Source organism: Streptomyces sp. NPDC111656 (assembly GCF_055656965.1).
Window position 1 is genome coordinate 53,634 of the sequence record NZ_JBVKCA010000025.1, and the last position, 24,121, is coordinate 77,754.

A 24,121-nucleotide genomic window follows, 5' to 3' on the forward strand; every position below is an offset into this window, starting at 1 on the left:
CACCCCACGTTTCCGTCACACCGGGCGCCACGCCTCCAGCGCCAGGCCCGGTTCGTCCTTGCGTCGGGTGAGGAGGAGTTCCCCGCCGCCCGGGGCCAGGGTCGCCGCCACCACACGCCCGTCCTCGTCCTCGGCAAGAGACACCTCGGCCCCGACGGGAAGCCCAGGACCCGACTCGGTCCACCACGCCCCCGCCGCCTCCTGCTCGGTGGGATACGCGGCGAAGACGATCCGACCACTGGCCGACCGCTGCGCGAGCAACGTGCAGTCGTAGCCGTCGAGTTCACAGCGGATCGCCGAGACGGGCCCGGGACCGGCCGACGCGAGCACGGCGACAGCCTTGGTGCCCGGGCGCCACGCGCACACGTCACCCGCCTCGTCGGTGAAGAAGAGGGTGGTGGAGGAGGCGGAGGTGGCGAGGGCGCGGAGTGTTCCGGGGCGTATGGATGTCTCCAGGGACTCCTGGAGCACCGGCTGCTTGCCCGGCTCCTCCTGGCGCCAGTGGGCGACCCCGTCGGGCAGGGCCGCGTACAGCTCGACGAGCCCGGACTCCCCCGTCACGGCCGCCAGATCCTCCCGTACGTCACTGCCCTTGAGGTCGCGCCACGGATCCCAGCCGCCCTTCTCCTTCTGGACGACCATGCTGACCCCGCCACCCTTGTTGCGCACGAAGACATGGGCACGCCCCTGCGCGTCGACCGCGACAGCCGGCGTACCGGTGCGGTCACCCGTCCTGTTGGGGTGCCCGATCGAGTGCCAGTCGAGCGCGGCGAGCCGTGGCCGGAAGTGCGTGGTGTGCACGAGTCCGGACTCGCCGGGCACGGTGGGGCGCCAGGAGACGAGATGGGCGTAGCCGTCGGCGCCCTGGCCGACGGCGAGGACGGGGTGCAGGCGCTGCTCGCCGCCGATGGTGCGCGGTGGGTCCCAGGGGCCGCCGGGGCCGCGCTCCGCCCGGCAGTGGACGGCGGTGCCCGACAGCAGGTACACACTGAGCCTGCCGTCGCGACCGCGTCTGAGCCATTCGCCGTTCACCGGATTACTTTAATCCGGGTCCCACTCGTCATCGCCAGGGGCCCAGGGGGCTGCCCGCGGCCGGTGACAGCCGGCGGCGGACGTGCAGGCGCCCGTCGGTGCCGATGACCGCCAGGACGACGGCGCCCGCGGCGTCCCGTGCCATCGCGGGGGCGTGGGTGAACATGTCGCCGGACTCGCGCCAGTGGGTGCCGGAGATGACCTTGTCGCGGTCGGGCAGCGACACGACGGGGCGGCCACGGCGCCCGTACCGCCGTGGCCGCCGAGCCCGGCGCCGGATCCGGGCCAGCGGCCGGCCATGACCTGCTGGGTGCCGCCCTCCCGGTAGTACAGGCAGGTGCGGCCCGGTTCGGGCTGGTACCAGCGCCATACGGTGTTCTTGCCCGGGACGTACAGCTCCACCGTGCCGTTCTCGGTGGGCAGGGTCTTCGGCAGGTTCAGCCGCCCGCTATCGGTGATCGACCAGCGGGCGTTGGCGGTGAACCGGATCGACTGACGGTTGTCCTTGCGGGACTCGAACCGGGCGCACCGGTCTTCGCGCCCTTACGGGCCCCCTTTCCTTCCGGACGTCCGCACGGGCGCGCACCGCCTTCGTAGGAACCGTCGGCGGCGCACTCTCCGTGGTCAAGGAGTACATCGAGCAACAGAACCGGCCGGTGTGAGCATCACCCGGCTCCGCCAGGACCGGCCATCACGGCGCTCCGCGCCACGGGTGGTGAACACGGGACGTCCGGCTCCGCCGAACAGGAATCCGCGACGCTCCGCGTCGACACGACAAGATTCGCTTCACCACCGGGCTGAAACCCGATGCACTGCGGATGAATCCCGGTAGCCGGAGAGCCGGTCGAGTCCGACCTCGATGCCGGGCGCGTCGCTCGGGACGGTGCGCTGGACCCCGTTGCGGCCGCTCGGCCTCCCGTGTGCCCGCACGCGGAGGCGGCAGGGGAGCCGCGAGCCTCACCACAGGATGAACGTTTCCTGAAACTCGTGTGACGGCCGTTCATGCGACGCTGGCCGGATGACCGACCAGCCTCTGCTCGTGATCATCGACGCCGCCAACGTCGTCGGCTCCGTCCCCGACGGCTGGTGGCGCGACCGCCGGGGTGCCGCGGAGCGGCTGCGGGACCGGCTCGCCCGGGACGGACTGCCCGGGCACGAGGGTCCGGTGGAGCTGGTCCTCGTGGTGGAGGGCGCGGCCAAGGGTGTGGAGTCCGTCCCCGGTGTACGGGTCGTGGAGGCACCCGGCAGCGGCGACGACCGCATCGTGGAGGTGGTGACCGAGGCCGGTGACCGCCCCGTCCTGGTCATCACGGCGGACCGTGAACTGCGGCGCAGGGTGACCGAGTCGGGCGCGGAGGTGGCGGGACCCCGGACGGTACGGGGGCCGTCCTGAGCCGGTGCGCGGCGCGGCCCCGGGGGTCAGTCCGGGCGCCCCGCGCGGGCGTACAGCACCGCCCCGTCCACCGTGCCCGCCTCCTCGTACCCCGCGGCCAGCAGCCGGCGCAGCGAGCTGACCCGGTCGGGGGCGTACGGCTTGCCCCGGGAGTCGTCGACGACGAGGGACGGTGGGTGGGCCGTCAGTTCCGCGCGGAACACCGGCCAGGCGCCCTCGACGGCGTACTTCTCGCCGACCTGGGGACCGTCGCGGCCCCCGCTGTAGTTGGTGAGGAGCCCGGCGGTCAGATAGCGGCTGGCGGGTGTCCGGTTCGCCAGCCAGTACGTCTCCGGGTGTATGCCCCACACGAGGACGCGGTCCCCGGGATCCGTACGGTGGTCCAGGGCGGCGGCGAGGCGCTGGGCGTGCCCGAGTTCGGGGCGTGGCGCGAGCAGGCCCCAGGCCAGGAACAGCGCACAGCAGCCGACCGAGGCGCAGACGGCGGTCACCAGGCGGTCGCGGGGCAGGATCTGGAGCGCGGCCGTCGCCAACAGGGCCACGGACGGGATGAGTTGCAGGTAGTAGTGGCCGAAGAAGTGGAAGCCGACCAGGACCGCCACCGCCGACGAGCCGAGCCACAGCCAGAGTTCGGCCGCGCCGGTGCGGGCCACGCGCAGCGCCCGCAGGATCGGCGGGATCAGGCCCGCGCAGGCTGCCGCGAGGATCCCCGTGTTGGTCAACCCCCGTGACAGGACGTGGAGTTCGGAGCCCCTGAAGGAGACGTAGGCACCCGATCCGGTGACCGTCCAGAACAGGAATCCCGCCGGGGTGGTGAGCAGCGCCGCGCCGAGGACCGGGGCGACCACACCAACTCCGACCCACAGCAGGCCTCTTCGGGGTGCCGTCTCCTGCCGCCACAGCATCCACAGCACCGGCACGAGCACCACCCCGCCGGTCTGCTTGGTCAGGAAGGAGCAGGCCACGGCGACCCCCGCGGCGCCCCAGCGGCACCGGTCGGCGCACCACATCGCGGCCGCCGTGCAGGGCAGTATGAACACCTCGAAGGTCGCCGCCTGCGCGTCTTCGGGGTTGAGCCCGATCGAGACCAGCACGTACAGCACCCCGGCCGTGCGCCCGGCCGGATCGCCCCAGCGACGCCGGGCCAGTGAGGCCAGCAGCACGGCGGTCGACAGCTGGGCCACGATCGCGAGGACGCGCACGGACGTGAGCGAACCGGAGCCGAACACCGCGAACGCCGCCTCGTACAGCCACGGCACGAGCGGCGGTTTGCGGTCCACGACGGTCTCGTACAGCTCTCCCCCGCCCGCCAGTATCCGCGCCTGTACGGCGAGATAGCCCTCGTCGGGGTTCCACAGCGGCCGTACGAAGGAGGGGGCCCGGGTGAGACAGACCAGCACCCCGAGGACGGGCAGCAGCCGTCTCCAGTAGCCGGGGCCCGACATCCGTGACGCGGCTGCGGAGCGTGGTGTTTCCAGGAGCCCGGCGAGCATACGGTGCACGCTATCCGGCCCCGCGGTCTCCACCTGAGCGGGACATACGGGGCCGGAGCACCAATAGGGGCCGATCACTGGGTGTTGGGGCGCGGCGGGTGCACCGCTGCCCCGGTCGTCTCCTCGTGCCGCCCGAGACGGCTGTGCGAGCGGCCGTACAGGAAGTAGACGCCGAAGCCGATCACCATCCAGACCGCGAACCGCAGCCAGGTCTCGGCCGGCAGGTTGAGCATCAGCCAGAGCGAGGCGAGGACGGAGACGATCGGGACGAGCGGGACGAGCGGGGTGCGGAAGGAGCGGGGCAGGTCGGGGCGGGTGTGGCGGAGGATGACGACGCCGATCGCGACCACGACGAAGGCGAAGAGCGTACCGATGTTGACCAGTTCGGCCAGTTCGCTGAGGCTGGTGAAGCCCGCCAGGATCGCGATGATCACGCCGAGCAGGATGGTCGGCCGGTGCGGGGTGCGGAACCTGGGGTGGACCCGGGAGAAGAACCGCGGCAGCAGTCCGTCGCGGCTCATCGCGAAGAAGACCCGGGTCTGGCCGAGCAGCAGGATCATGCAGACCGTGGTCAGACCGACGGCGGCGCCGAAGCTGATGACGCCCGCGTACCAGGGGTGCCCGGTCGCCTTGAAGGCGTCGGCGAGCGGGGCGTCGATGGACAGCCGGTCGTACCTCTGCATGCCGGTGACGACGATGGACACGGCCACGTAGAGAGCGGTGCAGATGAAGAGCGAGCCCAGGATGCCGCGCGGCATGTCCCGCTGCGGGTTCTTGGTCTCCTCGGCGGCCGTCGCCACCACGTCGAAGCCGATGAAGGCGAAGAAGACGACGGAGGCGGCGGTGAAGATGCCCATCACGCCGAAGTTCGTGGGTGTGTAGCCGAAGATGAGCTGGACGAGCGGGGCGTTGAGACTGCTGCCCGCCTCCTGGGCCTGCGCCTTGGGGATGAAGGGCGTGTAGTTGTCGCCCACGATGAAGTAGGCGCCCGCGATGATCACGATCATCACGACGGTGACCTTGATGGCGACGACGACCGTGGTGACGCGGGCGGAGAGCTTCACGCCGATGACCAGGATCGCCGTGAGCACCAGCACCAGCGCGGCGGCGAGGATGTCGAAGCCGAACCCGGAGGACCCCTCGCGCCCGCTGAGATAGTCCGGCAGATGCCAGCCCGCGTTGTCCAGGAGCGAGCGCACGTACCCCGACCATCCGACGGCCACCACCGCCGTACCGAGCGCGAACTCCAGCACCAGGTCCCAGCCGATGATCCAGGCGGGCAGCTCACCGAGCGAGGCGTACGCGAACGTGTATGCGGACCCCGCCACCGGGACCGTGGAGGCGAACTCCGCGTAGCACAGCGCCGCCAGGGCACAGACGACACCCGCGACGACGAACGCCAGCGAGACCGCGGGGCCCGCGTTCTCCTTGGCGACCTTGCCGGTGAGGACGAAGATGCCGGTTCCGATGATGACACCGACGCCGAAGACGGTGAGATCCAGAGCCGACAGCGACTTCTTGAGTGCGTGCTCCGGCTCCTCAGTGTCCAAGATCGATTGTTCGACCTTCTTAGTCCTGAAGAGGGTGCTGCTCACGGGCCTACCTCCACGCTCGGTGTCCTCGACATGATCGAGGGGGCGTGTACCGCGCATGCCCCGGTGCGGTCGGATTCACGCAAATGGGCCGGTTTCGCCACCCGTGCGGGGTGGCCAAACCGGCCCAATGGACCTGCGTTCGATCGTGGTACGTCAGTCGCGGACGGGCTCCACCGAGTCCACCGCCTGCGCGGCGGCCCCCGGGAAGCGGCCGTCGAGCTTGGAGACGAGACCGGTGACCTGACGGGCGATGTCGGGTGCGGTCAGGCCGATCTCCACCATGACCTCGGCGCGCGAGGCGTGGTCGAGGAAGCGCGGGGGGATGCCGAAGTCGCGCAGCGGGACGTCGACGCCCGCGTCGCGCAGGGCCTGCGCGATCGTCGAGCCCACGCCGCCCACCCGGGAGTTGTCCTCGACGGTGACGACCACGCGGTGCTGCTCGGCGAGCGGGGCCATGGCCTCGTCGACCGGCTTCACCCAGCGCGGGTCGACGACGGTCGTGGAGATGCCCTGCTGGTCGAGGAGGCCGGCGATCTCCAGGCACATCGGCGCGAGGGCGCCGACGGAGACGAGGAGCACGTCGGGCGCGTCGGTACCCGGCTCACGCAGCACGTCCATGCCGCCGATCCGACCCACCGCGGGCACCGCCGGACCGACCGCGCCCTTGGAGAAGCGGACCACGGTCGGCGCGTCGGTCACGTCGACGGCCTCGCGCAGTTGGGCGCGGACCTGGTCGGCGTCACGCGGCGCGGCGAGCCTGAGACCCGGCACGACCTGAAGGATCGACATGTCCCACATGCCGTTGTGCGAGGCGCCGTCCGTACCGGTGACACCCGCGCGGTCCAGCACGAACGTCACGCCGCACTTGTGCAGGGCCACGTCCATCAGTACCTGGTCGAAGGCGCGGTTGAGGAAGGTCGCGTAGACCGCGAAGACGGGGTGCAGTCCGCCGGTCGCCAGGCCCGCCGCGGACACGGCGCCATGCTGCTCCGCGATGCCGACGTCGTACACCCGTTTGGGGAAGACCTTGGCGAACTTGTCGAGGCCGACCGGCTGGAGCATCGCGGCCGTGATGGCGACCACGTCCTTGCGCTCCTGGCCGAGCTTGACCATCTCCTCGCCGAAGACGGAGGTCCAGTCGGCGCCGGAGGAGGCGATCGGCAGGCCCGTGTCGGGGTGGATCTTGCCGACGGCGTGGAAGCGGTCCGCCTCGTCCTGCAGGGCGGGCTGGTAGCCGCGGCCCTTCTCGGTGAGGCAGTGCACGATGACCGGGCCGCCGAAGCGCTTGGCGCGGGCCAGCGCCGACTCCAGGGCCTCGATGTCGTGGCCGTCGATCGGGCCGACGTACTTCAGGCCCAGGTCCTCGAACATGCCCTGCGGGGCGATGAAGTCCTTGAGCCCCTTCTTCGCGCCGTGCAGGGTCTCGTAGAGCGGCCTGCCGACGACCGGCGTGCGCTCCAGGAGGTCCTTCCCCCGGGCGAGGAAGCGCTCGTAGCCGTCCGTGGTGCGCAGGGTCGCCAGGTGGTTCGCGAGGCCACCGATCGTGGGGGCGTACGAACGCTCGTTGTCGTTGACGACGATGACCAGGTGGCGGTCCTTGGCGTCCGCGATGTTGTTGAGCGCCTCCCAGGCCATGCCTCCGGTGAGAGCGCCGTCACCGATGACGGCGACCACGTGGTCGTCCTTGTCGAGCACCTCGTTGGCCTTCGCCAGACCGTCGGCCCAGCCGAGGACCGTGGAGGCGTGCGAGTTCTCGATCACGTCGTGCTCGGACTCGGCCTGCGAGGGATAGCCGGACAGGCCGCCCTTCATCTTCAGCTTCGAGAAGTCCTGACGGCCGGTGAGCAGCTTGTGGACGTAGGACTGGTGACCGGTGTCCCACAGCACCCTGTCCTTCGGCGACTCGAAGACGCGGTGCAGGGCGATGGTGAGCTCCACGACACCGAGATTGGGGCCGAGGTGGCCGCCTGTCTTGGAGACCGCGTCGACGAGAAAGGTCCTGATCTCGCCGGCCAGCTGGTCCAGCTGCTCCAGGCTGAGCCGGTCCAGATCGCGCGGTCCCCTGATGCGGGTCAGCAGCGGCACCCGTGCCTCCTTGCAGTAGAGCTGTTCGAGCTTTGCCGGGCCTGTCGAGTCTAATGTTCCGCCAGGACATGACTGTGCCCGGCACCGCCATTGGCGCCGGGCACAGGTTCAAAGGGCGTGGGGCAGTGCCCCGACGACCGCTACGCGCGCCCCGCCGTCTTCTGCGTCTTGCGGGTGACGGCGTCGATGACGACCGTGGCGAGAAGCACACCACCGGTGATCATGTACTGGATCGGCGACGCGATGCCCTGCAGCGCCAGACCGTACTGGATGGACACGATCACCAGCACACCCAGCAGGGCGTTCCACGTACGACCGCGACCACCGAAGAGGCTGGTGCCACCGATGACCGCCGCGGCGATCGCGTTCATCAGGAGGTCACCCGCGCCCGCGCCCTGGTTGGCGGAGGCGATCTTCGAGGCGATGAACAGACCACCGATGGCGGCGAACGTACCGGAGATCGCGAAGACCGAGATCCGCACCATCTCCACGTTGATACCGGCACGCCGGGAGGCCTCGACGCTGCCACCGAGCGCGAAGATCTTCCGACCGTACGCGGTACGGCGCAGCACGAAGTCCGTGATCAGCAGCACCGCGATGAAGATCACCACGGCCAGCGGCAGGCCCTTGTACTGGTTGTAGGTGATCGCCACGGCGAAGGAGACGATCGCCAGCAGCGCGGTGCGCAGGATGGTCTCGCTCAGCGGCCGGGACGGCACACCCGCGGCCTCGCGGCGCTTGTTGCCGTAGAACGAGCTGAGGAAGAACACGGCGGTGACGCCGATGGCGAGCGCGTAGGCGGCGGCGACATCGGTGAAGTAGTAGCTGGTCAGCTTGGCGACGAGGCCGTTGCTGTCCAGGTTGATGGTGCCGTTGTCGCCCAGGATCCGGAGCATGAAGCCGTTCCAGAAGAGCAGACCGGCCAGGGTGACGGCGAAGGCCGGCACACCGATGCGCGCGAACACGAAGCCGTGGATCGCGCCCGCGACCGTGCCCGTGAGGATGGCCAGCACGAAGGCCAGATACTCGTTCATGCCGTGTGTGACGTTCAGCACCGCGAACGCGGCGCCCGCGACACCGGAGACCGAACCGACCGACAGGTCGATCTCACCGAGCAGCAGTACGAAGACGATACCGACGGCGATCATGCCCGTGCCGACCATGGCGACGGAGATGTCGGACAGGTTGCCCGCGGTGAGGAAGTTGGAGTTCAGGCTCTGGAAGATGATCCAGATGATGACCAGGCCGAGGACGACCGGGATGGAGCCCAGGTCACCGGCCTTCATCTTGCGCTTGAACTCGGAGGCATAGCCCGCGAGGCCCTGCTCGCGCACGAGGAGCCGGGGGTCGACCGCGGTGACCGCCGCGGCGGCCGCCTCGGGGTTCTCCACGACGTGGTCCTCGGGGGTCTCAGAGGTCTTGTCGATGCTCACTTCTGAGCCTCCCCATTGCTGCGCGCCGCACGACGGGTCACGGCGTTCTCCGTGGCGCCCGTGATGGCGGAGATGATCTCTTCCTGCGAGGTCGACTTGACCTCGAAGATGCCGTTGTTGCGCCCCAGGCGCAGGACGGCGACCTTGTCGGCCACGGCCTTCACATCCGCCATGTTGTGGCTGATGAGGATGACCGCGTGACCGCGCTCACGCAGCCGCTCGACGAGGTCGAGCACCTGGGCGGTCTGCTCGACACCGAGGGCCGCGGTGGGCTCGTCGAGGATGACGAGCTTGGGCTCGCCGAGCATCGAACGGGCGATCGCCACGGTCTGGCGCTGACCGCCGGAGAGCGAGGCGATCGGGATGCGGACGCTGGGGATACGGATGGACAGCGTGTCCAGCAGCTCACGGGAGCGGCGCTCCATCTCGACCTCGTCCAGGATGCCGCGCTTCTTCAGCTCCCGGCCCAGGTAGAGGTTGCCGACGACGTCGATGTTGTCGCACAGCGACAGGTCCTGGTACACGGTCGCGATACCGAGGCCCTGGGCGTCTTGCGGCTTGTTGATGTGGACGGCCTTGCCGTCCCACTCGATGGCGCCCTCATCGATGGGGTGCACGCCGGCGATCGTCTTCACCAGCGTGGACTTTCCGGCGCCGTTGTCGCCCACCAGGGCGACCACTTCACCGGCGTGGACCTCAAGCTCGACATCGGTGAGCGCCTGGACGGCACCGAATCGCTTGGAGACCCCGCGCAACGCCAGGACAGGCGTAGCGGACACGTGAACCATCTCCTTCGCCGCCTGACCCGGCGGGAGGTTGTGCAGAAGTTTGTGGAGGGGGTGTTCCGTCCGGCGCCCCGCCCTAGCTTTGCGGGGCTGATGGATGCGGGGCGCCGGAGGGGCTTCTATGACGCAAGTCCCGTACGGAAATTCAAGAACGAATTCCCGTACGTGGATAGAGACTTGCGGCGGCTACTTCAGTTGCTCGGACTACTTGATGCCGAGCGCGTCGCACTTGGCCTTGTAGGCGCTCGTGCAGATGTCGGTCACCGTGTAGACGCCGTCCTTGAGGACGGTGTCCTTGATGTTGTCCTTGGTCAGCGAGACGACCGCGACGATGACCGAGGGGATCGCCTTGTCGGTCGGGCTGTCGACCTTGTCCTTGGCGACGGTGTCGAGCGACTTGCCCTGGGCGAGCGCGACGGCCATCTCGGCGGCGGCGTCGGCCTCGGGGGCGTACGGCTTGTAGACGCTCATGAACTGCTCACCGGCGATGATGCGCTGCACACCCGCGAGCTCGGCGTCCTGGCCGGTGACCGGGACGGAGATGCCCGCGGCCTTCAGGGCCGTGATGATACCGCCGGCCATGCCGTCGTTGGCGGAGTAGACGCCGACGACGTTCTTCTTGCCGAGGGCGGAGATGGCGCCCTCCATGTTGGCGTTGGCGTTCTCCGGCTTCCAGTCCTTGGTGTCGTACTCCTTGCCGATGTTCACCTTGCCGTCGAGGACGGAGTGGGCACCGGCCTTGAACTGGGCGGCGTTCGGGTCGGTCGACGACCCGTTCATCATCACGATCTTGCCGGACTTGGCCTTGGAGCCGAGCGCGGTGAGGAGGGCCTCACCCTGCGTCTTGCCGACGGTCGTGTTGTCGAACGAGGTGTAGCCGCTGATCGGGCCCTGCGCGAGACGGTCGTAGGCGACGACGGGGATGCCGGCGTCCTTGGCCTTCTGGACCGAGTTCTTGATGGCCGCGGAGTCCACAGCGTCGACGATCAGGACGTCCACCTTGTCGGTGATCATCGTCTCGACCTGCTGCGCCTGCGTGGTGGCGTCCTGCTTGGCGTTGGCGTACTGGAGCGTGCCCTTGCCGTTCGTGAGCTCCTTGACCTTCTTCTCGATCAAGGGCCTGTCGAACTTCTCGTAACGCGCGGTCTGGTTCTCGGGAAGGAGCAGACCGACCTTGATCGCGTCGCCCTTCTTGGCGGAGCTCGAGCTGTCGCTCTTGTCCCCGGACTCCTTGGCACTGCCACAAGCAGCCAGCGAAACGGCCATCGCACCAGCGGCAACGGCAAACGCGGCACGACGCATACGCGTGTTCACTCTTGAAACCTCCCTGACGAGGCCGCGTCGTTGCGGCCGAGGTGGCTGGAAGTCAACTCGGCCACGCGTGCGACGTCAAGAAGTAAATACTTAACGAGATGGCAACGGTGCCATGCGTTCTCTAAGTGAAGGCAGGGGCACCCGCGGACAGCGATCCGTCCAAAAGGGTCGAATCGCCCATCTCGCTGAGCGCGAGAGCAAGGGCTCCGAGCACCTCCGCACGGCCGCCAAGTGCCCCTGGCAGCACCGAGAGTTGACGTGCGGCACTGGGGATCGCGTACCGGCCGACCGACTCCCTGATGGGCCCGAGAACGAGCTCACCGGCCTCGGCGAGATCGCCGCCGAGGACCACCCGACTCGGGTTGAGGAGGTTGCAGAGATTCGCCACCCCGCTTCCGATGTGACGTCCGACATCGGCGATCACCCGACGACAACCCGGATCGCCCTCCCGGGCCAGCCTGACGACGCCTTCCATGGTCAGGTCCGTGCCATGGCTGGACTGCAGCAGCGGCAGCACATAGCGCGCCGCCGCGAAGGTCTCCAGGCAGCCCCGATTGCCACAGCGACAGACGGGGCCGGATTCATCAAGAGTAATATGCCCGATTTCGCCCGCAGTGCCGCCAGGCCCGCGGTAGATCTTGCCGTCGATCACCAGCCCGGCGCCGACACCGCTCGCGACCTTGATGTAGGCCAGGTCCTTGACCCCGCGCCCACTGCCCCAGACGAGCTCGCCGAGCGCGCCCAGGTTGGCGTCGTTGTCCACGTACACGGGCACGCCGAGCCGCCCCCGCAGCTCCTCGGCGGGCTTCGCGCCGGACCAGCCCGGCAGGATCGCGGTGGACCCCAGGGTCCCCGACTCCACGTCGATGGGACCGGGCACGCCGAGCCCCACGCCCGCGATCTTGGACCGGTCCACCCCGGTCGCCGCGATCAGGCGGCTGACCAGCTCTTCCGCCCGGTCGAAGCCCTGTGCGGCGCTCGCGTCCACGTCCAGCGGCTCGGATTCCTCGGCCAGCACCTGGTGGGCGAGGTTCCCGACCGCGACGCGCAGATGCGTATGGCCGAAGTCGACGCCGATGACGATGCCGGCGTCGCCGCTCAGGGACACGCTGCGGGCCCTGCGGCCACCCGCCGAAGTGGGGGTGACCTCGACCGTTCCGCCGTCCTTGAGCTCCCGGACGATATTGGAAACGGTCGCGGCGGAGAGGCCCGTCGTCCTCGCGATCTCCGCTTGCGTGAGCGAACCGGCAAGGCGCACCGCACGTACGACGCGCTCCAGATTGGCTCGGTGCAGCGACGACTGCGACCCCGGAGTCTCCACGACGACCTCCCGCGTACGAGGCCGCCACGATGAGGCCCCGCCTATGTCCAACTAGTGAACTCTAAGCTGAGCTGTTTGGGTTACCTCCCGTCAAGAGGTTGAGCTGCATCCGGCGCGGATGAGCACACATGTGCGGGACAGACTGGGCCGTAGATCCTTCTATGGCCCAGGTCACACCCCGACTGATTACAAGTTGTCGCCGTCTCCGCCGTACAAGATCAAGACCACGACGCCGCCCCGCCGGGCGTGGGCTCCCGCGGAACCCCTCCGGGCGGGTGGAGCCTTTTTCGGGGGACCGGGGAATGCGGGACCCGGTGGACGGGATCCAGTGGAGGGGACCTGGAGGACGCGACCGAGCAGGCGGGATCGAATACGTGGAACCGAATGTGCGGGAGCGAGTGGGCCGGATCGAATACGTGGGACCGAATGTGCGGGACTGAATGTGCGGGACTGATGAGGCGGGGCCCAATGCGCGGGACCGGATACGCGTAATCCCCTCCGTGCATTCGGAAGGGATTACGCACTCCGGGAAGTCTCGGTGTTCGTCGGATTCGGCGGCCGTTGCCTCGCTCGGCCTACTTGAGAGCCCCCGCCGTCAGCCCCTGGACCACCTGTCGCTGGAAGATGATGTACGCGGCCAGCACCGGGAGCATCGCCATCACCAGGCCCGCGAAGAGGCCCGACCAGTCGCCCTTGTAGCCCTGGCTGGTCGCCAGTTCGACGAGGCCCTGGGAGAGGACCTTCTTGTCGGGGTCGGTGTTCAGCACGGTGGGGAGCATGTACTGGTTCCACTGGCCCAGGAAGTTGAAGATCCCGACGCTGACCAGACCCGGCTTGGCCATCGGCAGCATGATCTGGAAGAAGGTCCTGGTGTGCGAGGCACCGTCGACGAACGCCGCCTCGGCGATCGAGGTCGGCAGCGTCCTGAAGAACGAGGTCAGGAAGAAGACCGTGAACGGCAGCGAGTAGGCGATGTAGACGAGGATCAGACCCGGCAGCGTGTTCAGCAGACTCATGTTGTTCAGGACGTAGAACAACGGCACCAGGGCCAGCATGATCGGGAAACTCATTCCTCCGACGAAGAGGAAGTAAATGAAACGGTTGCCCGGGAACTCGAATCGAGCGAGGACGTACGCCGCCATCGAGCCGAGCACGAGCGTACCGACCAGCGAGAATCCCACCACGATGAGCGTATTGCCGAAGTAGTCGCTCATGTGGGCCTGCGACCACGCGCGCGACCAGTTGTCGAAGTGCAGTTTGTCCGGCAGCGACCAGGGCGAGCTGAAAATGGAGTCGTCGTCCTTGAAAGACGTCATCACCGCCCACAGCAGGGGCAGTACGACCATGATCGCCCAGATGATGAGAATGCCGTGCGAGAAGGCGTTGAGGATGCCGCCCTCACTGCTTTTCGCCTTTTCCGGCGGCGCCTTCTCCTTCACCACCTGAGGACGGTCCTCGACCGGTTCCACGGGCGGCGGGGTGTCAGTGGTCTTCATGCTAGAACTCCAACCGCTCGCGCCGGCCCAGTCGCATCACGATCGCCGCGAACAGCAGCGTGACGATGAGCAGCGCGACACCGATCGTGGTGGCGTAGGCGGCGTTCGCGTCACGGAACGCCGATTGGTACACGTACAGCGGAAGGACCGTGGTCGAGTAGTCGGGGCCGCCGGGACCCACGGTCATGATCTGTACGGCGGCGAACGCCTCGGCGCCGAGCGCCAGGATCCCCATGTACACCCATCCCGACTGCACGGTGTCCCAGAGCAGCGGAAGGGTGATCTTGAAGAAGGTGGTGGCGCGGCTCGCGCCGTCGAGCAGCGCGGCCTCGTAGAAGTCCTTCGGAATCGAGGCCATGCCCGCCGAGAACAGCACGACGAAGAACCCGACCGTGCTCCACAGCAGCACCGCCATCACACACCACAGGGCGAGGTTCGGGTCGCCCAGCCAGTCCGGCTGGACACTGCCGAGGCCGATGGCCTTCAACGTCCCGTTGATCACCCCGTCGTTGGGGTTGTAGGCGAATTGGAAAAGCAGGGAGACGATCGCGATCGACAGCACCTGCGGGAAGAAGTAGGCGATTTTGTAGAAACCCGAACCGCGCACTCCGGTGATGGCGGCGCCCTTTCGGCGCCGCCCACCGACATTGAGCATGAAGGCGAAGAAGAGCGCGAGGCCCAGCGTCACCAGCGGCAGCAGCAACGCGAACAGCAGACTGTGCTGCAACGACTTCCAGAAGATGTCGTCGTGCAGCATTCTGGTGTAGTTGGCGAAACCGACCATCTTGAAGTCGGGGCTCAGACCGGTCCAGTCCGTGAACGAGTAGTAGATGGCCTGGACGAAGGGCCAGATCACGAAGATCGCGTACAACGCCAAGGGGGCCACCAAGAACCCCACAATGAACCGGTACTTGCCGTGTTGCATGGTTACCGACCCCGATCGAATCGCGGATGCCACCGCCGGCGACGCGTGGACACGCGCCGCTACTGGTGCTTGTAGTGCTTGATGGACTGGTCCTTGGCCGCCGCGTCCGCGTAGCCCTGGATCTTCTTGATGGCCTCGGCCGGGGTCAGCCGTCCTGCCATCATCTCGCCGAGACCGGCGACACCGATCTGCTCCTTCTGAAGCTTCACGTACCAGTCCTGGAGCCGCGGGTTGACCACGTTGGTCCCGGCCTTCTCCAGGGCCGCGACACCGGACTTGAGGCCCGGGGTCAGCGTGATGCCGTCGGTACCGCCGTTGTAGGCGGTCAGCGACTTCACCTGGCTGGTGAAGTTCTTCGACGAGGCCTCGCTGAGCATGATGCGCAGTTGCTCCATGCCTCCCTCGGCGTTGTTCGCCTTGGCCGGCACAATGAAGGGCTCGCCGCCGGAGGCCCAGATGGTGCCGAACGGCATCTTGTCGGAGCTGTCCAGACCGGTCGGACCGCTGACGGCCAGGTTGAAGTCCTTCGGGATGACGTTCGCGGACTCGTTCTCCACCCAGGAGCCGTTCGGGATGAAGAGCGCCTTGCCCTTGGCCCAGGCGGTCTGCGACTGGATGTGGTCGATGCCCGGGGTGCCCTGAAGGATGTAACCCTTCTTGTAGAGCTCGTAGTACGCCTCGAACGCCGACTTGACGGCCGGGTCCTTCCAGGCGTTGGGCTCCAGGTTGTCGATCTTGTCGAGAACCTCCCGGCCACCGATCTTGGCGATGAAGGGGTAGAGCGAGAACGGCAGGTAGTACGGGTACTTGCCCGCGTACGTCCAGCCGGCCACGCCCTTCTTCTTCGCCTTCTCGCACAGCGCGAGCATCGCGTCCCAGGTCTCGGGGTACGTCGCGTCGAGCTTGTCGAGGGCGGTCTGCGAGTACCAGACGCCGTAGACGGTGTACGCGTAGTACATGATCCAGACCGGCGCGCCGTCGAACTGGCCCATCTCCACGATGCCGGGACGCAGCGTGTCGCGGACCTTCTTCGACGGGTCGTCGATGGACGGCGCGTCGAGGAGCGGGGTCAGGTCGGTGAGCTGCTTCTTGCCGACGAGCACGCCCATGTCCATCTGCTGGGCGCCGGAGTTGTCGATCAGGTCCGGCGGGGTGCCGCCGTTGAACTTGGGCTGCAGTTCGGACTGGATCTTCTGGGTCGCATGGAAGTTGACCTTGGCCTTCGGGTAGGCCGTCTTGTACTGGGCGTTGGCGTCGGTCGCGTACTTCGTACCGAATCCGCCGTCAAAGATGACGACGGCGAGCGGAGCCGTCTCGTTGACGCCCAGCGGGTTCTTCGTGGTCTTCTTGCCGGCCTTGGCCTTGTCACCGGAACCGCTGTCGCTGCTCGCACAAGCGGACAAAAAGCTCATCGTCGGTACGGAAATCAGGCCGAGTGCCGCGGACCGCTTGATCAGGTCACGGCGGCCGACACCCTCGGTGTTGCTGTTCTCGGCGGAAGTGGATCCCATGCTCAAGTCCTCGCCTTCTCCAGGACTCAGGCGGTGAACCGGATCCTCCCCGGCACCGCGGTTAGGTCAAGCTGGGGTCGTGCGTGAGGGATTCAGTCGGTCAACGCGGCGATCCCTGCCCGTCACACTGGCCGCCGACGCCCGATTCCCCCCGGGACGTGCCTGCCCGCGGCCGTCGAACGGCTGGGCGGGTGCCGACAGGTATAGTCCACTTCCCGTCAGCGGAGCAAGATCGAAAGCGGGTTTACCCGCGGGTCTTTTCCGAGTTGAGACCTCGCGGAAATATGGCGCGTCCGCGACTTCCCCGGGGGAAGATCGACAGGGCACCAATCTCCCACCATGGGAGTAATGCGCAGCTCGTCGCACGATATTCATCCCGGGCGCCACATCCAACACCCTTGACACCACTGACAACTTGACTCCCTACTGGTCCTTGCGCAGCAAATTTGACAACGTTGTCCAAAGCCAGGGAGGGTGCTCGCGCATGCAGCACAGAGCTCGGTACAGACGGAGTTCTTCGGTTCGGCTCAGATGGGGTTCCTCAACGATAATGGGGGTGGTAGCGCTTTCTCTGGTAGTGGCCTCGCAGGGCACCGCGATTGCCCTTCCGGCCCAAACGGCGTCCACCGACCGCGAGTTCGCCTCCTCGTTCGAATCAGGCGATCCGGCACCGACCTGGCTCAACACGGTGGACACCGGAGCAGACGGCGCAAAGCGCGCGTCGGGTGTCGACGGCGGCTACAGCAGCGGCATCCCCGGCAATGTCACCGACCACGTCACGGACGTCAGCGCGAGCGGCGAGAACACCGGCGGGGGCGAGGTGAAGGAGAACCTCGTCGACGACGAGTCGAGCACCAAGTGGCTGACCTTCGAGCCGACCGGCTGGGCGGAGTTCGACTTCGACACCCCGGTGAAGGTGGTCACGTACGCGCTGACGTCGGCCAACGACCACGACGAGCGCGACCCTCAGGACTGGACGCTCCAGGGCTCCACGGACGGCAAGGACTGGAAGACCCTCGACACCCGTTCCGGCGAGTCCTTCGGCGAGCGGTTCCAGACGAAGTCGTACGACATCGCGAGCCCCGTCGAGTACCAGCACTTCCGGCTCGACGTCACCAAGAACAACGGCGGTGACATCCTCCAGCTCGCCGACGTCCAGTTCTCCACGGGACAGAGCGACGACCCGACGCCCAAGGACATGCTCTCGCTGGTGGATCGGGGCCCGAGCGGCTCCCCCACCGCGAAGGCCGGCGCGGGCTTCACGGGCAAGCGGGCCCTGCGCTACGCCGGTACGCACAAGGCGGACGGCCGGGCGTACTCGTACAACAAGGTCTTCGACGTGAACGTGGGCGTCAGGCGCGACACCGAGCTGTCGTACCGGATCTTCCCCTCGATGGCGGACGGCGACCGGGACTACGACGCGACGAACGTGTCGGTGGACCTGGCGTTCACGGACGGCACCTATCTGAGTGACCTGAACGCGGTCGACCAGCACGGGTTCGCGCTGACGCCGCAGGGCCAGGGCGCGGCCAAGGTGCTGTACGTCAACCAGTGGAACAACGTCGCCTCACGGATCGGTTCGGTCGCGACCGGGAAGACCGTCGACCGGATACTCCTCGCGTACGACTCCCCCCAGGGCCCGGCGAAGTTCCGCGGCTGGCTGGACGACGTGGCGCTGAAGACCGTGGCTCCCGAGAAGCCCAAGGCGCATCTGGCCGACTACGCGCTGACGACCCGCGGCACCAACTCCAGCGGGGGCTTCTCACGCGGCAACAACTTCCCGGCGACGGCCGTCCCCCACGGCTTCAACTTCTGGACGCCGGTGACCAACGCGGGCTCGCTGAGCTGGCTGTACGACTACGCGCGCGCCAACAACGCGGACAACCTGCCGACCATCGAGGCGTTCAGCGCGAGCCACGAGCCGAGCCCCTGGATGGGTGACCGGCAGACCTTCCAGGTGATGCCCTCGGCCGCCTCGGGCACCCCCGACACCGGCCGCACCGCCCGCGCGCTCGCCTTCCGGCACGAGAACGAGACCGCGCGCCCGTACTACTACGGCGTGACCTTCGAGAACGGTCTCAAGGCGGAGATGGCGCCCACCGACCATGCCGCGGCCCTGCGCTTCACCTATCCGGGTGAGGACGCGAGCGTGCTCTTCGACAACGTGACCGAGCAGGCGGGCCTCACGCTGGACAAGGACAACGGGATCGTCACCGGCTACTCGGACGTCAAGTCCGGGTTGTCGACGGGTGCGACCCGGCTCTTCGTCTACGGGGTGTTCGACGCGCCGGTGACGGACGGCGGCTCGTCCGGCGTCAAGGGGTACCTGAAGTTCAAGCCCGGCGCCGACCACACGGTCACCCTGCGCCTGGCGACCTCCCTCATCAGCATCGACCAGGCCAAGGACAACCTGCGCCAGGAGATCCCCGACGGCACGTCGTTCGGGACGGTCAAGGAGCGGGCGCGCAAGGCGTGGGACAAGTTGTTCGGCAAGGTCGAGGTCGAGGGCGCGACGCCGGACCAGCTGACCACGCTGTACTCCAGCATGTACCGGCTGTACCTGTACCCCAACTCCGGCTTCGAGAAGGTCGGTCCGAAGTACCAGTACGCCTCGCCGTTCTCCGCGATGCCCGGCCCCGACACCCCCACCCACACCGGCGCGAAGATCGTCGACGGCAAGGTGTACGTCAACAACGGCTTCTGGGACACCTATCGGACGACCTGGCCGGCGTACTCCTTCCTGACGCCCTCTCAGGCGGGTGAGATGGTCGACGGGTTCGTGCAGCAGTACAAGGACGGCGGCTGGACCTCGCGCTGGTCCTCCCCCGGATACGCGGACCTGATGACCGGCACCTCCTCGGACGTGGCGTTCGCGGACGCGTACGTCAAGGGCGTGAACTTCGACGCGGAGGCGGCCTACGACGCCGCCCTGAAGAACGCGACCGTCGTCCCGCCGGCCTCCGGCGTGGGCCGCAAGGGCATGTCGACGTCTCCCTTCCTCGGCTACACCAGCACCGCCACCGGTGAGGGCCTCTCGTGGGCGATGGAGGGATACGTCAACGACTACGGCATCGCCGAGATGGGCCAGGCCCTCTACAAGAAGACCGGCAAGAAGCGCTACAAGGAGGAGTCCGCGTACTTCCTCAACCGGGCCCAGGACTATGTGAACCTCTTCGACTCGAAGGCCGGGTTCTTCCAGGGCCGCGACGCGCAGGGCAACTGGCGCCTCGACTCCTCGAAGTACGACCCGCGTGTGTGGGGCTACGACTACACCGAGACGAACGGCTGGGGGTACGCCTTCACCGCGCCGCAGGACTCACGGGGCCTCGCCAACCTGTACGGCGGCCGGAGCGGGCTGGCCCAGAAGCTCGACACGTACTTCGCCACCCCCGAGACGGCCTCGCCTGACTTCGTGGGCTCCTACGGCGGGGTCATCCATGAGATGACCGAGGCCCGTGACGTACGGCTGGGCATGTACGGGCACTCCAACCAGGTGGCCCACCACGTGAACTACATGTACGACGCGGCGGGTCAGCCCTGGAAGACGCAGAAGAACGTCCGCGAGGTCCTCTCCCGCCTCTACACCGGCAGCGAGATCGGGCAGGGTTACCACGGCGACGAGGACAACGGCGAGCAGTCCGCCTGGTACCTCTTCTCCTCGCTCGGCTTCTACCCGCTGGTGATGGGCAGCGGCGAATACGCCATCGGCTCCCCGCTGTTCACCAAGGCGACCGTCCACCTGGAGAACGGCAAGGACCTGGTCGTCAAGGCGCCGAAGAACAGCGCGAAGAACGTGTACGTGCAGGGTGTGAAGTTCAACGGCAAGCGCTGGACGTCGACTTCGCTCCCCCACTCGCTCATCTCCCGTGGTGGCGTGCTGGAGTTCGACATGGGCTCCAAGCCGTCGTCGTGGGGCACGGGCAAGGATGCGGCGCCCGTGTCGATCACCCAGGACGACAAGGTGCCCGCGCCCCGCGCGGACGTCCTCAAGGGTGACGGCGCGCTCTTCGACAACACCTCGGCGACGGACGCCACGGTCACCTCGGTCGACCTGCCGACGTCCGCCGCGGCCAAGGGGGTTCAGTACACCCTGACCTCGTCCGCGGACCACACCAAGGCCCCGGGGGGCTGGGTCCTGCAGGGCTCCTCCGACGGCACCACGTGGACCGACCTCGACAGGCGCTCCGGCGAGTCCTTCACCTGGGACAAGCAGACCCGGGTGTTCTCGGTCGCGCGTCCGGGCTCGTACGCGCACTACCGCCTGGTCCTCGACAGCGAGGCGACGCTCGCGGAGGTGGAACTGCTGGGCTGACACCCTCCACGGGCGGGGCGGGCGCGGAGATCACTCTCCGCGCCCGCCCTGCTGTGCGGCCGGGGTCTCAGTTCACCGCGAGGGTGAACACGTGCAGATCCGCGTTGTCCGGCAGCTTCACGCTCTTGACGGTCTTGCCGGACGGGGCCTGGAAGGGCTTGGTGGCGAAGACGTACGTGGCCACCGGGTCCTTGTCGGCGCCCGCGACGTTGCGGTACGCGGTCCTGGCGACGGTCTCGTTGCCGTACTGGACGGTGCCGCCTCCGCCGCCGACGGTCCAGTCGGTGAGGGAGAGGTCGACGGAGTCCGTGCTGCCGTCGGTGTAGGTGAGGGTCGCGTGGGTCTGCTGGTTGCCGTTGACCGCGCTGCCGATGAAGGACAACCGGTCGGCCGGGTGGGCCAGTTCGATGGTCTGGGCGGTCGCCGAGGCGTTGTCGGGACGGCCGGTGGGCGAGTCGGGCCAGGTGTAGGTGAGGCCGTCCACGGTGCCCTGGGTGCCGGGGGTCAGGCCGACGGCGGCGAGGGCCTGACGGGAGTAGCTCCAGCCGCCGCCGTCGTAGTCGGCCTCGTCGTGGTCGCCGGTGTCGTCGGAGACACCGGTGTTGTTGTAGGCGGCCAGGAGGGAGCCGGGCGCCGCGACGGTCAGGGCCACCGGCTGCTCGTAGGAGGTGGCGGCCGACGTCACGGTGACCTTGACGTCGTAGAAGCCCTGCTGGGCGGTGTCACCGGCGGACAGGGTGATCTCCTGGGAGCCGTCGGTCACGGTGCCCTCGGCGGGGGTCGCGGTCACGCCGGCCGGGGTGTCCACCTTGAAGCGGACCTCGGGGCCGGTGCCGCCGCTCAGCGCGAGGGCACGGATGTCGAGCTTCGTGCTGCCGCCGGGTGCGAGCGTCGCCGTGGTCGGGCCGACACCGATCTGGTACGGCTGCTCGCCCTCACGGAAGGACGGCGGGGCGGCCGCCGGGTCACTGCCCCAGGTGCGGTTCGGGGTACCGGAGAGGGTGTAGTCGAGCGTGCCGCCGTCGCGGACGAAGGAGGCGGGAAGCCACGGGCGGTCGCTGGTACGGCCGTCGACCTTCAGCGACTGCACGTACGGGGCGTCGGCGGTGGCGCCGTTCGCGCGGATCTCGATGTCGTTGCCGCCGGGCCGGTTGATCTCCACCCGCGTGAACAGCGGGGAGGCGAGGACGAGTTCGGCGCGCGAGGGGACCTGCGGATACATGCCGAGCGCGGAGAAGACGTACCAGGACGACATCTCCCCCAGGTCGTCGTTCCCGGGGATGCCGCCCGGCTGGGTCGACCACAACCCCGTCATCGCGGCGCGGACGGTCTCCTGCGTCTTGTACGGCGCGCCCGCGTAGGCGTACAGGTAGGGCACGTTGATCGAGGGCTCGTTGTCCAGCTCCGACTTGTCGCCACCGCTGCCCGAGAAGGCCCAGCTGCCGTCGGCGTTGTGGAAGAAGGTGTCGAGGCGGTCGAGTGCCTTGTCCCGGCCGCCCATCGCCGCGAAGAGCCCGGCCGGGTTGTGCTGCACCATCCAGGTGTACTGGGCGGCCGTACCCTCCACGAATCCGTTGCCGGTCGCCGGGGTGAAGCCGGTGACCCAGCTGCCGTCCGCCTTGCGGTTCGCGATGTAGCCGCCGCTCGGGTCGGCCGCGATGTTGAAGTTGTTCTGCCACCACTGGGAGCGCCGGGCGAAGTCGGCGGCCGTCCGCTTCTTCCCCGCCGCCGTGGCGAGCTGGGAAAGCGCGAAGTCCGCGCCGGACATCTCGAGGGTCTCGGCGGCGCCGCCCCAGGCGTTGGACACGGACGGCATGTAGTGCTGCTCGAGGTACTTGTCGAGCGACGGCCGCTGCCCGACGGACAGGACCGGCTTGCCCGAGGAGGAGAGGTCGCCCTCGGTCGGCACGGTCGCCGCCTTGACCAGCGAGTCCAGCGCGCCGCGCAGGTCGAAGTCGGTGCCGCCGAAGGCCCGGATACCGGCGAGCGCGGTCGGGGACGGGTCGCCGTTCATGACGTGGGTGCCGCTCGCGCCGTGCAGCCAGCGGTCCCAGACGCCGCCGTTCTGCCGGGCGAGTTCGAGCAGCGACTGCGCGATGTCGGAGCCGGTGTCCGGGCTGAGCAGGGTCAGCAGCTGGACCTGGGAGCGATAGACGTCCCAGCCGGAGAAGGTGCCGTACTGGGCCCGGTGGCCGCGGCCGACGACATGGACCTTGTCGTCGGGGCCCCGGTATCTGCGGTCGGCGTCACTGATGACGTTCGGGTGCAGGAGGGCGTGGTAGAGCGCGGTGTAGAAGGTGGTGCGGTCGCTGTCGCTGCCGCCGCCGACCCTGATCGCGCCGAGCTGGTCGCGCCAGGCCCGGTGGGCGGCGTCCTGGACCGAGGCGAAGGAGCGGGACGGCGGGTTCTCGGCCGCGAGGTTGGCGGCCGCGCCGGCCTGGCTGACGTACGAGATGCCGACCTTGACGTTCACGGGGTCGGCGCCGGGCTCGAACTCCACATAGCCGCCCGCGCCCTTGCCCGCGACGGGACGGCCGCCGCTCGCGAAGCCGCCGGTACCGCCGCTCGCCTCCGTGGACCCCGGGCTCAGCTTGTCGTCCTGCCAGGTGCCGGTCGACTTGAAGTCGCGGTCGAAGCGGGCGGTGAAGTAGAGCGTGTAGTAGGCGCGTTGGCCCTCGGGGTCGAGGTAGCCGCAGAAGTTCCCGGAGGTGACGGACCCGGAGACCGTACGGGTCGCCGGGTCGATCTTCAGGGTCGAATCGGTCGACCCGACCTCGGAGTTGGCACTGCGGACCAGCAGCGAGGCGGACTTGTCGGCGGGGAAGGTGAAGCGGCCCGAGCCGGTGCGCGCGGTCGCGGTGAGGTCGGCGGTGACACCGGAGGCGAGGCCGACCTTGTAGTGGCCCGGCTCGGCGGTCTCGTCGGTGTGCGCGAAGTCGGCCGCGTACACCGCGTCCTTGGTGTCGCTCGCCGGGGAGGACGTGACCTCACCGGCGTACGGGAAGAAGGGGATGTCGCCGCTGCCGCCCGCGCAGCCCGTGCCGGACATGTGGGTGAGGCTGAAGCCCCTGATGCGGGTGGCGTCGTACTGGTAACCGCCGGGCGCGGCCGTACGGGTGGCGTCGCCGCGGGTGTTCTCGGGGCTCCAGGAGAGCATGCCGAAGGGGACGACGGCGCCGGGGAAGACGTTGCCGCCGTTCTTGGTGCCGATGAGCGGGTCGACGTAGGTGGTGGGGTCCCGGACGAGGTCCGGTGATGCGGCGGCCGCCGCGGGGGTGACGGCGGGGGTGATCCCGGCGGCCGCCAGGGCGACGGCGAGCAGGACGGATGACGGACGGAAACGCATGACGCGGCCCCTCCTCCTTCGGACGGGTCGCGCACCACAGGTCGCACAAGCCGCAGGGACAGTAACGTGCGCCACGGGTA

General features: G+C 68.4%; 15 protein-coding genes. 2 read left to right on the top strand and 13 right to left on the bottom strand.

Annotated elements, in window-relative coordinates:
* Positions 1-15: 15 nt before the first annotated feature.
* Together ACZ7M3_RS44530 and ACZ7M3_RS44535 are read right to left on the bottom strand one after the other, a co-directional pair.
* The gene (locus tag ACZ7M3_RS44530) at positions 16-1,032 is read right to left on the bottom strand and encodes a PLL family lectin (protein WP_472071503.1); all 1,017 of its coding nucleotides are present in this window, start codon (positions 1,030-1,032) and stop codon (positions 16-18) included.
* Positions 1,033-1,060: 28 nt separating this feature from the next.
* Complete coding sequence (locus ACZ7M3_RS44535; protein ID WP_472071505.1) at positions 1,061-1,258, bottom strand: hypothetical protein; 198 nt, start codon at positions 1,256-1,258, stop codon at positions 1,061-1,063.
* Positions 1,259-2,050: 792 nt separating this feature from the next.
* Between ACZ7M3_RS44535 and ACZ7M3_RS44540 the strand changes: the two genes are divergently transcribed.
* The gene (locus ACZ7M3_RS44540; protein ID WP_075030532.1) at positions 2,051-2,425 is read left to right on the top strand and encodes a PIN domain-containing protein; all 375 of its coding nucleotides are present in this window, start codon (positions 2,051-2,053) and stop codon (positions 2,423-2,425) included.
* 26 nt (positions 2,426-2,451) lie between these two features.
* On the opposite strand, the gene ACZ7M3_RS44545 is transcribed toward ACZ7M3_RS44540, so the two are convergent.
* The 10 genes from ACZ7M3_RS44545 to ngcE all read right to left on the bottom strand — a co-directional run bounded on the left by ACZ7M3_RS44545 (position 2,452) and on the right by ngcE (position 16,383).
* Entirely contained in the window at positions 2,452-3,918 is a 1,467-nt protein-coding gene (locus tag ACZ7M3_RS44545; RefSeq protein ID WP_472071507.1) for an ArnT family glycosyltransferase, read from the bottom strand.
* A gap of 74 nt (positions 3,919-3,992) precedes the next feature.
* Positions 3,993-5,513: an amino acid permease gene (locus tag ACZ7M3_RS44550; RefSeq protein WP_472071509.1), complete on the bottom strand. Its 1,521-nt coding sequence runs from the start codon at positions 5,511-5,513 to the stop codon at positions 3,993-3,995.
* A gap of 153 nt (positions 5,514-5,666) precedes the next feature.
* Positions 5,667-7,598, bottom strand: coding sequence for a 1-deoxy-D-xylulose-5-phosphate synthase (gene dxs / locus ACZ7M3_RS44555; protein ID WP_472071511.1), 1,932 nt, complete (start codon positions 7,596-7,598; stop codon positions 5,667-5,669).
* Positions 7,599-7,738: 140 nt separating this feature from the next.
* Entirely contained in the window at positions 7,739-9,031 is a 1,293-nt protein-coding gene (locus tag ACZ7M3_RS44560) for a sugar ABC transporter permease (RefSeq protein ID WP_351304579.1), read from the bottom strand.
* Positions 9,028-9,819, bottom strand: coding sequence for an ATP-binding cassette domain-containing protein (locus ACZ7M3_RS44565; RefSeq protein ID WP_179436410.1), 792 nt, complete (start codon positions 9,817-9,819; stop codon positions 9,028-9,030). Before ACZ7M3_RS44565 ends, ACZ7M3_RS44560 begins: the two co-directional genes overlap by 4 nt.
* Before the next feature lie 201 nt (positions 9,820-10,020).
* Entirely contained in the window at positions 10,021-11,118 is a 1,098-nt protein-coding gene (locus tag ACZ7M3_RS44570) for a sugar ABC transporter substrate-binding protein (RefSeq protein ID WP_355487135.1), read from the bottom strand.
* 133 nt (positions 11,119-11,251) lie between these two features.
* Positions 11,252-12,451 (bottom strand): ROK family transcriptional regulator, encoded by a 1,200-nt coding sequence (locus ACZ7M3_RS44575; protein ID WP_472071513.1) that lies wholly within the window; start codon positions 12,449-12,451, stop codon positions 11,252-11,254.
* Positions 12,452-13,026: 575 nt separating this feature from the next.
* Positions 13,027-13,947, bottom strand: a complete 921-nt coding sequence (locus ACZ7M3_RS44580; protein WP_095852122.1) for a carbohydrate ABC transporter permease — start codon at positions 13,945-13,947, stop codon at positions 13,027-13,029.
* A gap of 1 nt (position 13,948) precedes the next feature.
* Complete coding sequence (locus ACZ7M3_RS44585; RefSeq protein ID WP_067375431.1) at positions 13,949-14,872, bottom strand: carbohydrate ABC transporter permease; 924 nt, start codon at positions 14,870-14,872, stop codon at positions 13,949-13,951.
* Positions 14,873-14,931: 59 nt separating this feature from the next.
* Positions 14,932-16,383, bottom strand: a complete 1,452-nt coding sequence (ngcE, locus tag ACZ7M3_RS44590; protein WP_472071515.1) for an N-acetylglucosamine/diacetylchitobiose ABC transporter substrate-binding protein — start codon at positions 16,381-16,383, stop codon at positions 14,932-14,934.
* A 484-nt stretch (positions 16,384-16,867) separates the two neighbouring features.
* On the opposite strand from ngcE, the gene ACZ7M3_RS44595 reads away from it, so the two are divergent.
* Positions 16,868-20,695 carry a GH92 family glycosyl hydrolase gene (locus tag ACZ7M3_RS44595; protein WP_472071517.1) on the top strand — a complete coding sequence of 1,276 codons (3,828 nt, stop codon included), beginning with the start codon at positions 16,868-16,870 and terminating at the stop codon, positions 20,693-20,695.
* A 67-nt stretch (positions 20,696-20,762) separates the two neighbouring features.
* On the opposite strand, the gene ACZ7M3_RS44600 is transcribed toward ACZ7M3_RS44595, so the two are convergent.
* On the bottom strand, positions 20,763-24,041 hold the full coding sequence (locus ACZ7M3_RS44600) for a GH92 family glycosyl hydrolase (RefSeq protein ID WP_472071519.1): 3,279 nt from the start codon (positions 24,039-24,041) through the stop codon (positions 20,763-20,765).
* Positions 24,042-24,121: the final 80 nt, after the last annotated feature.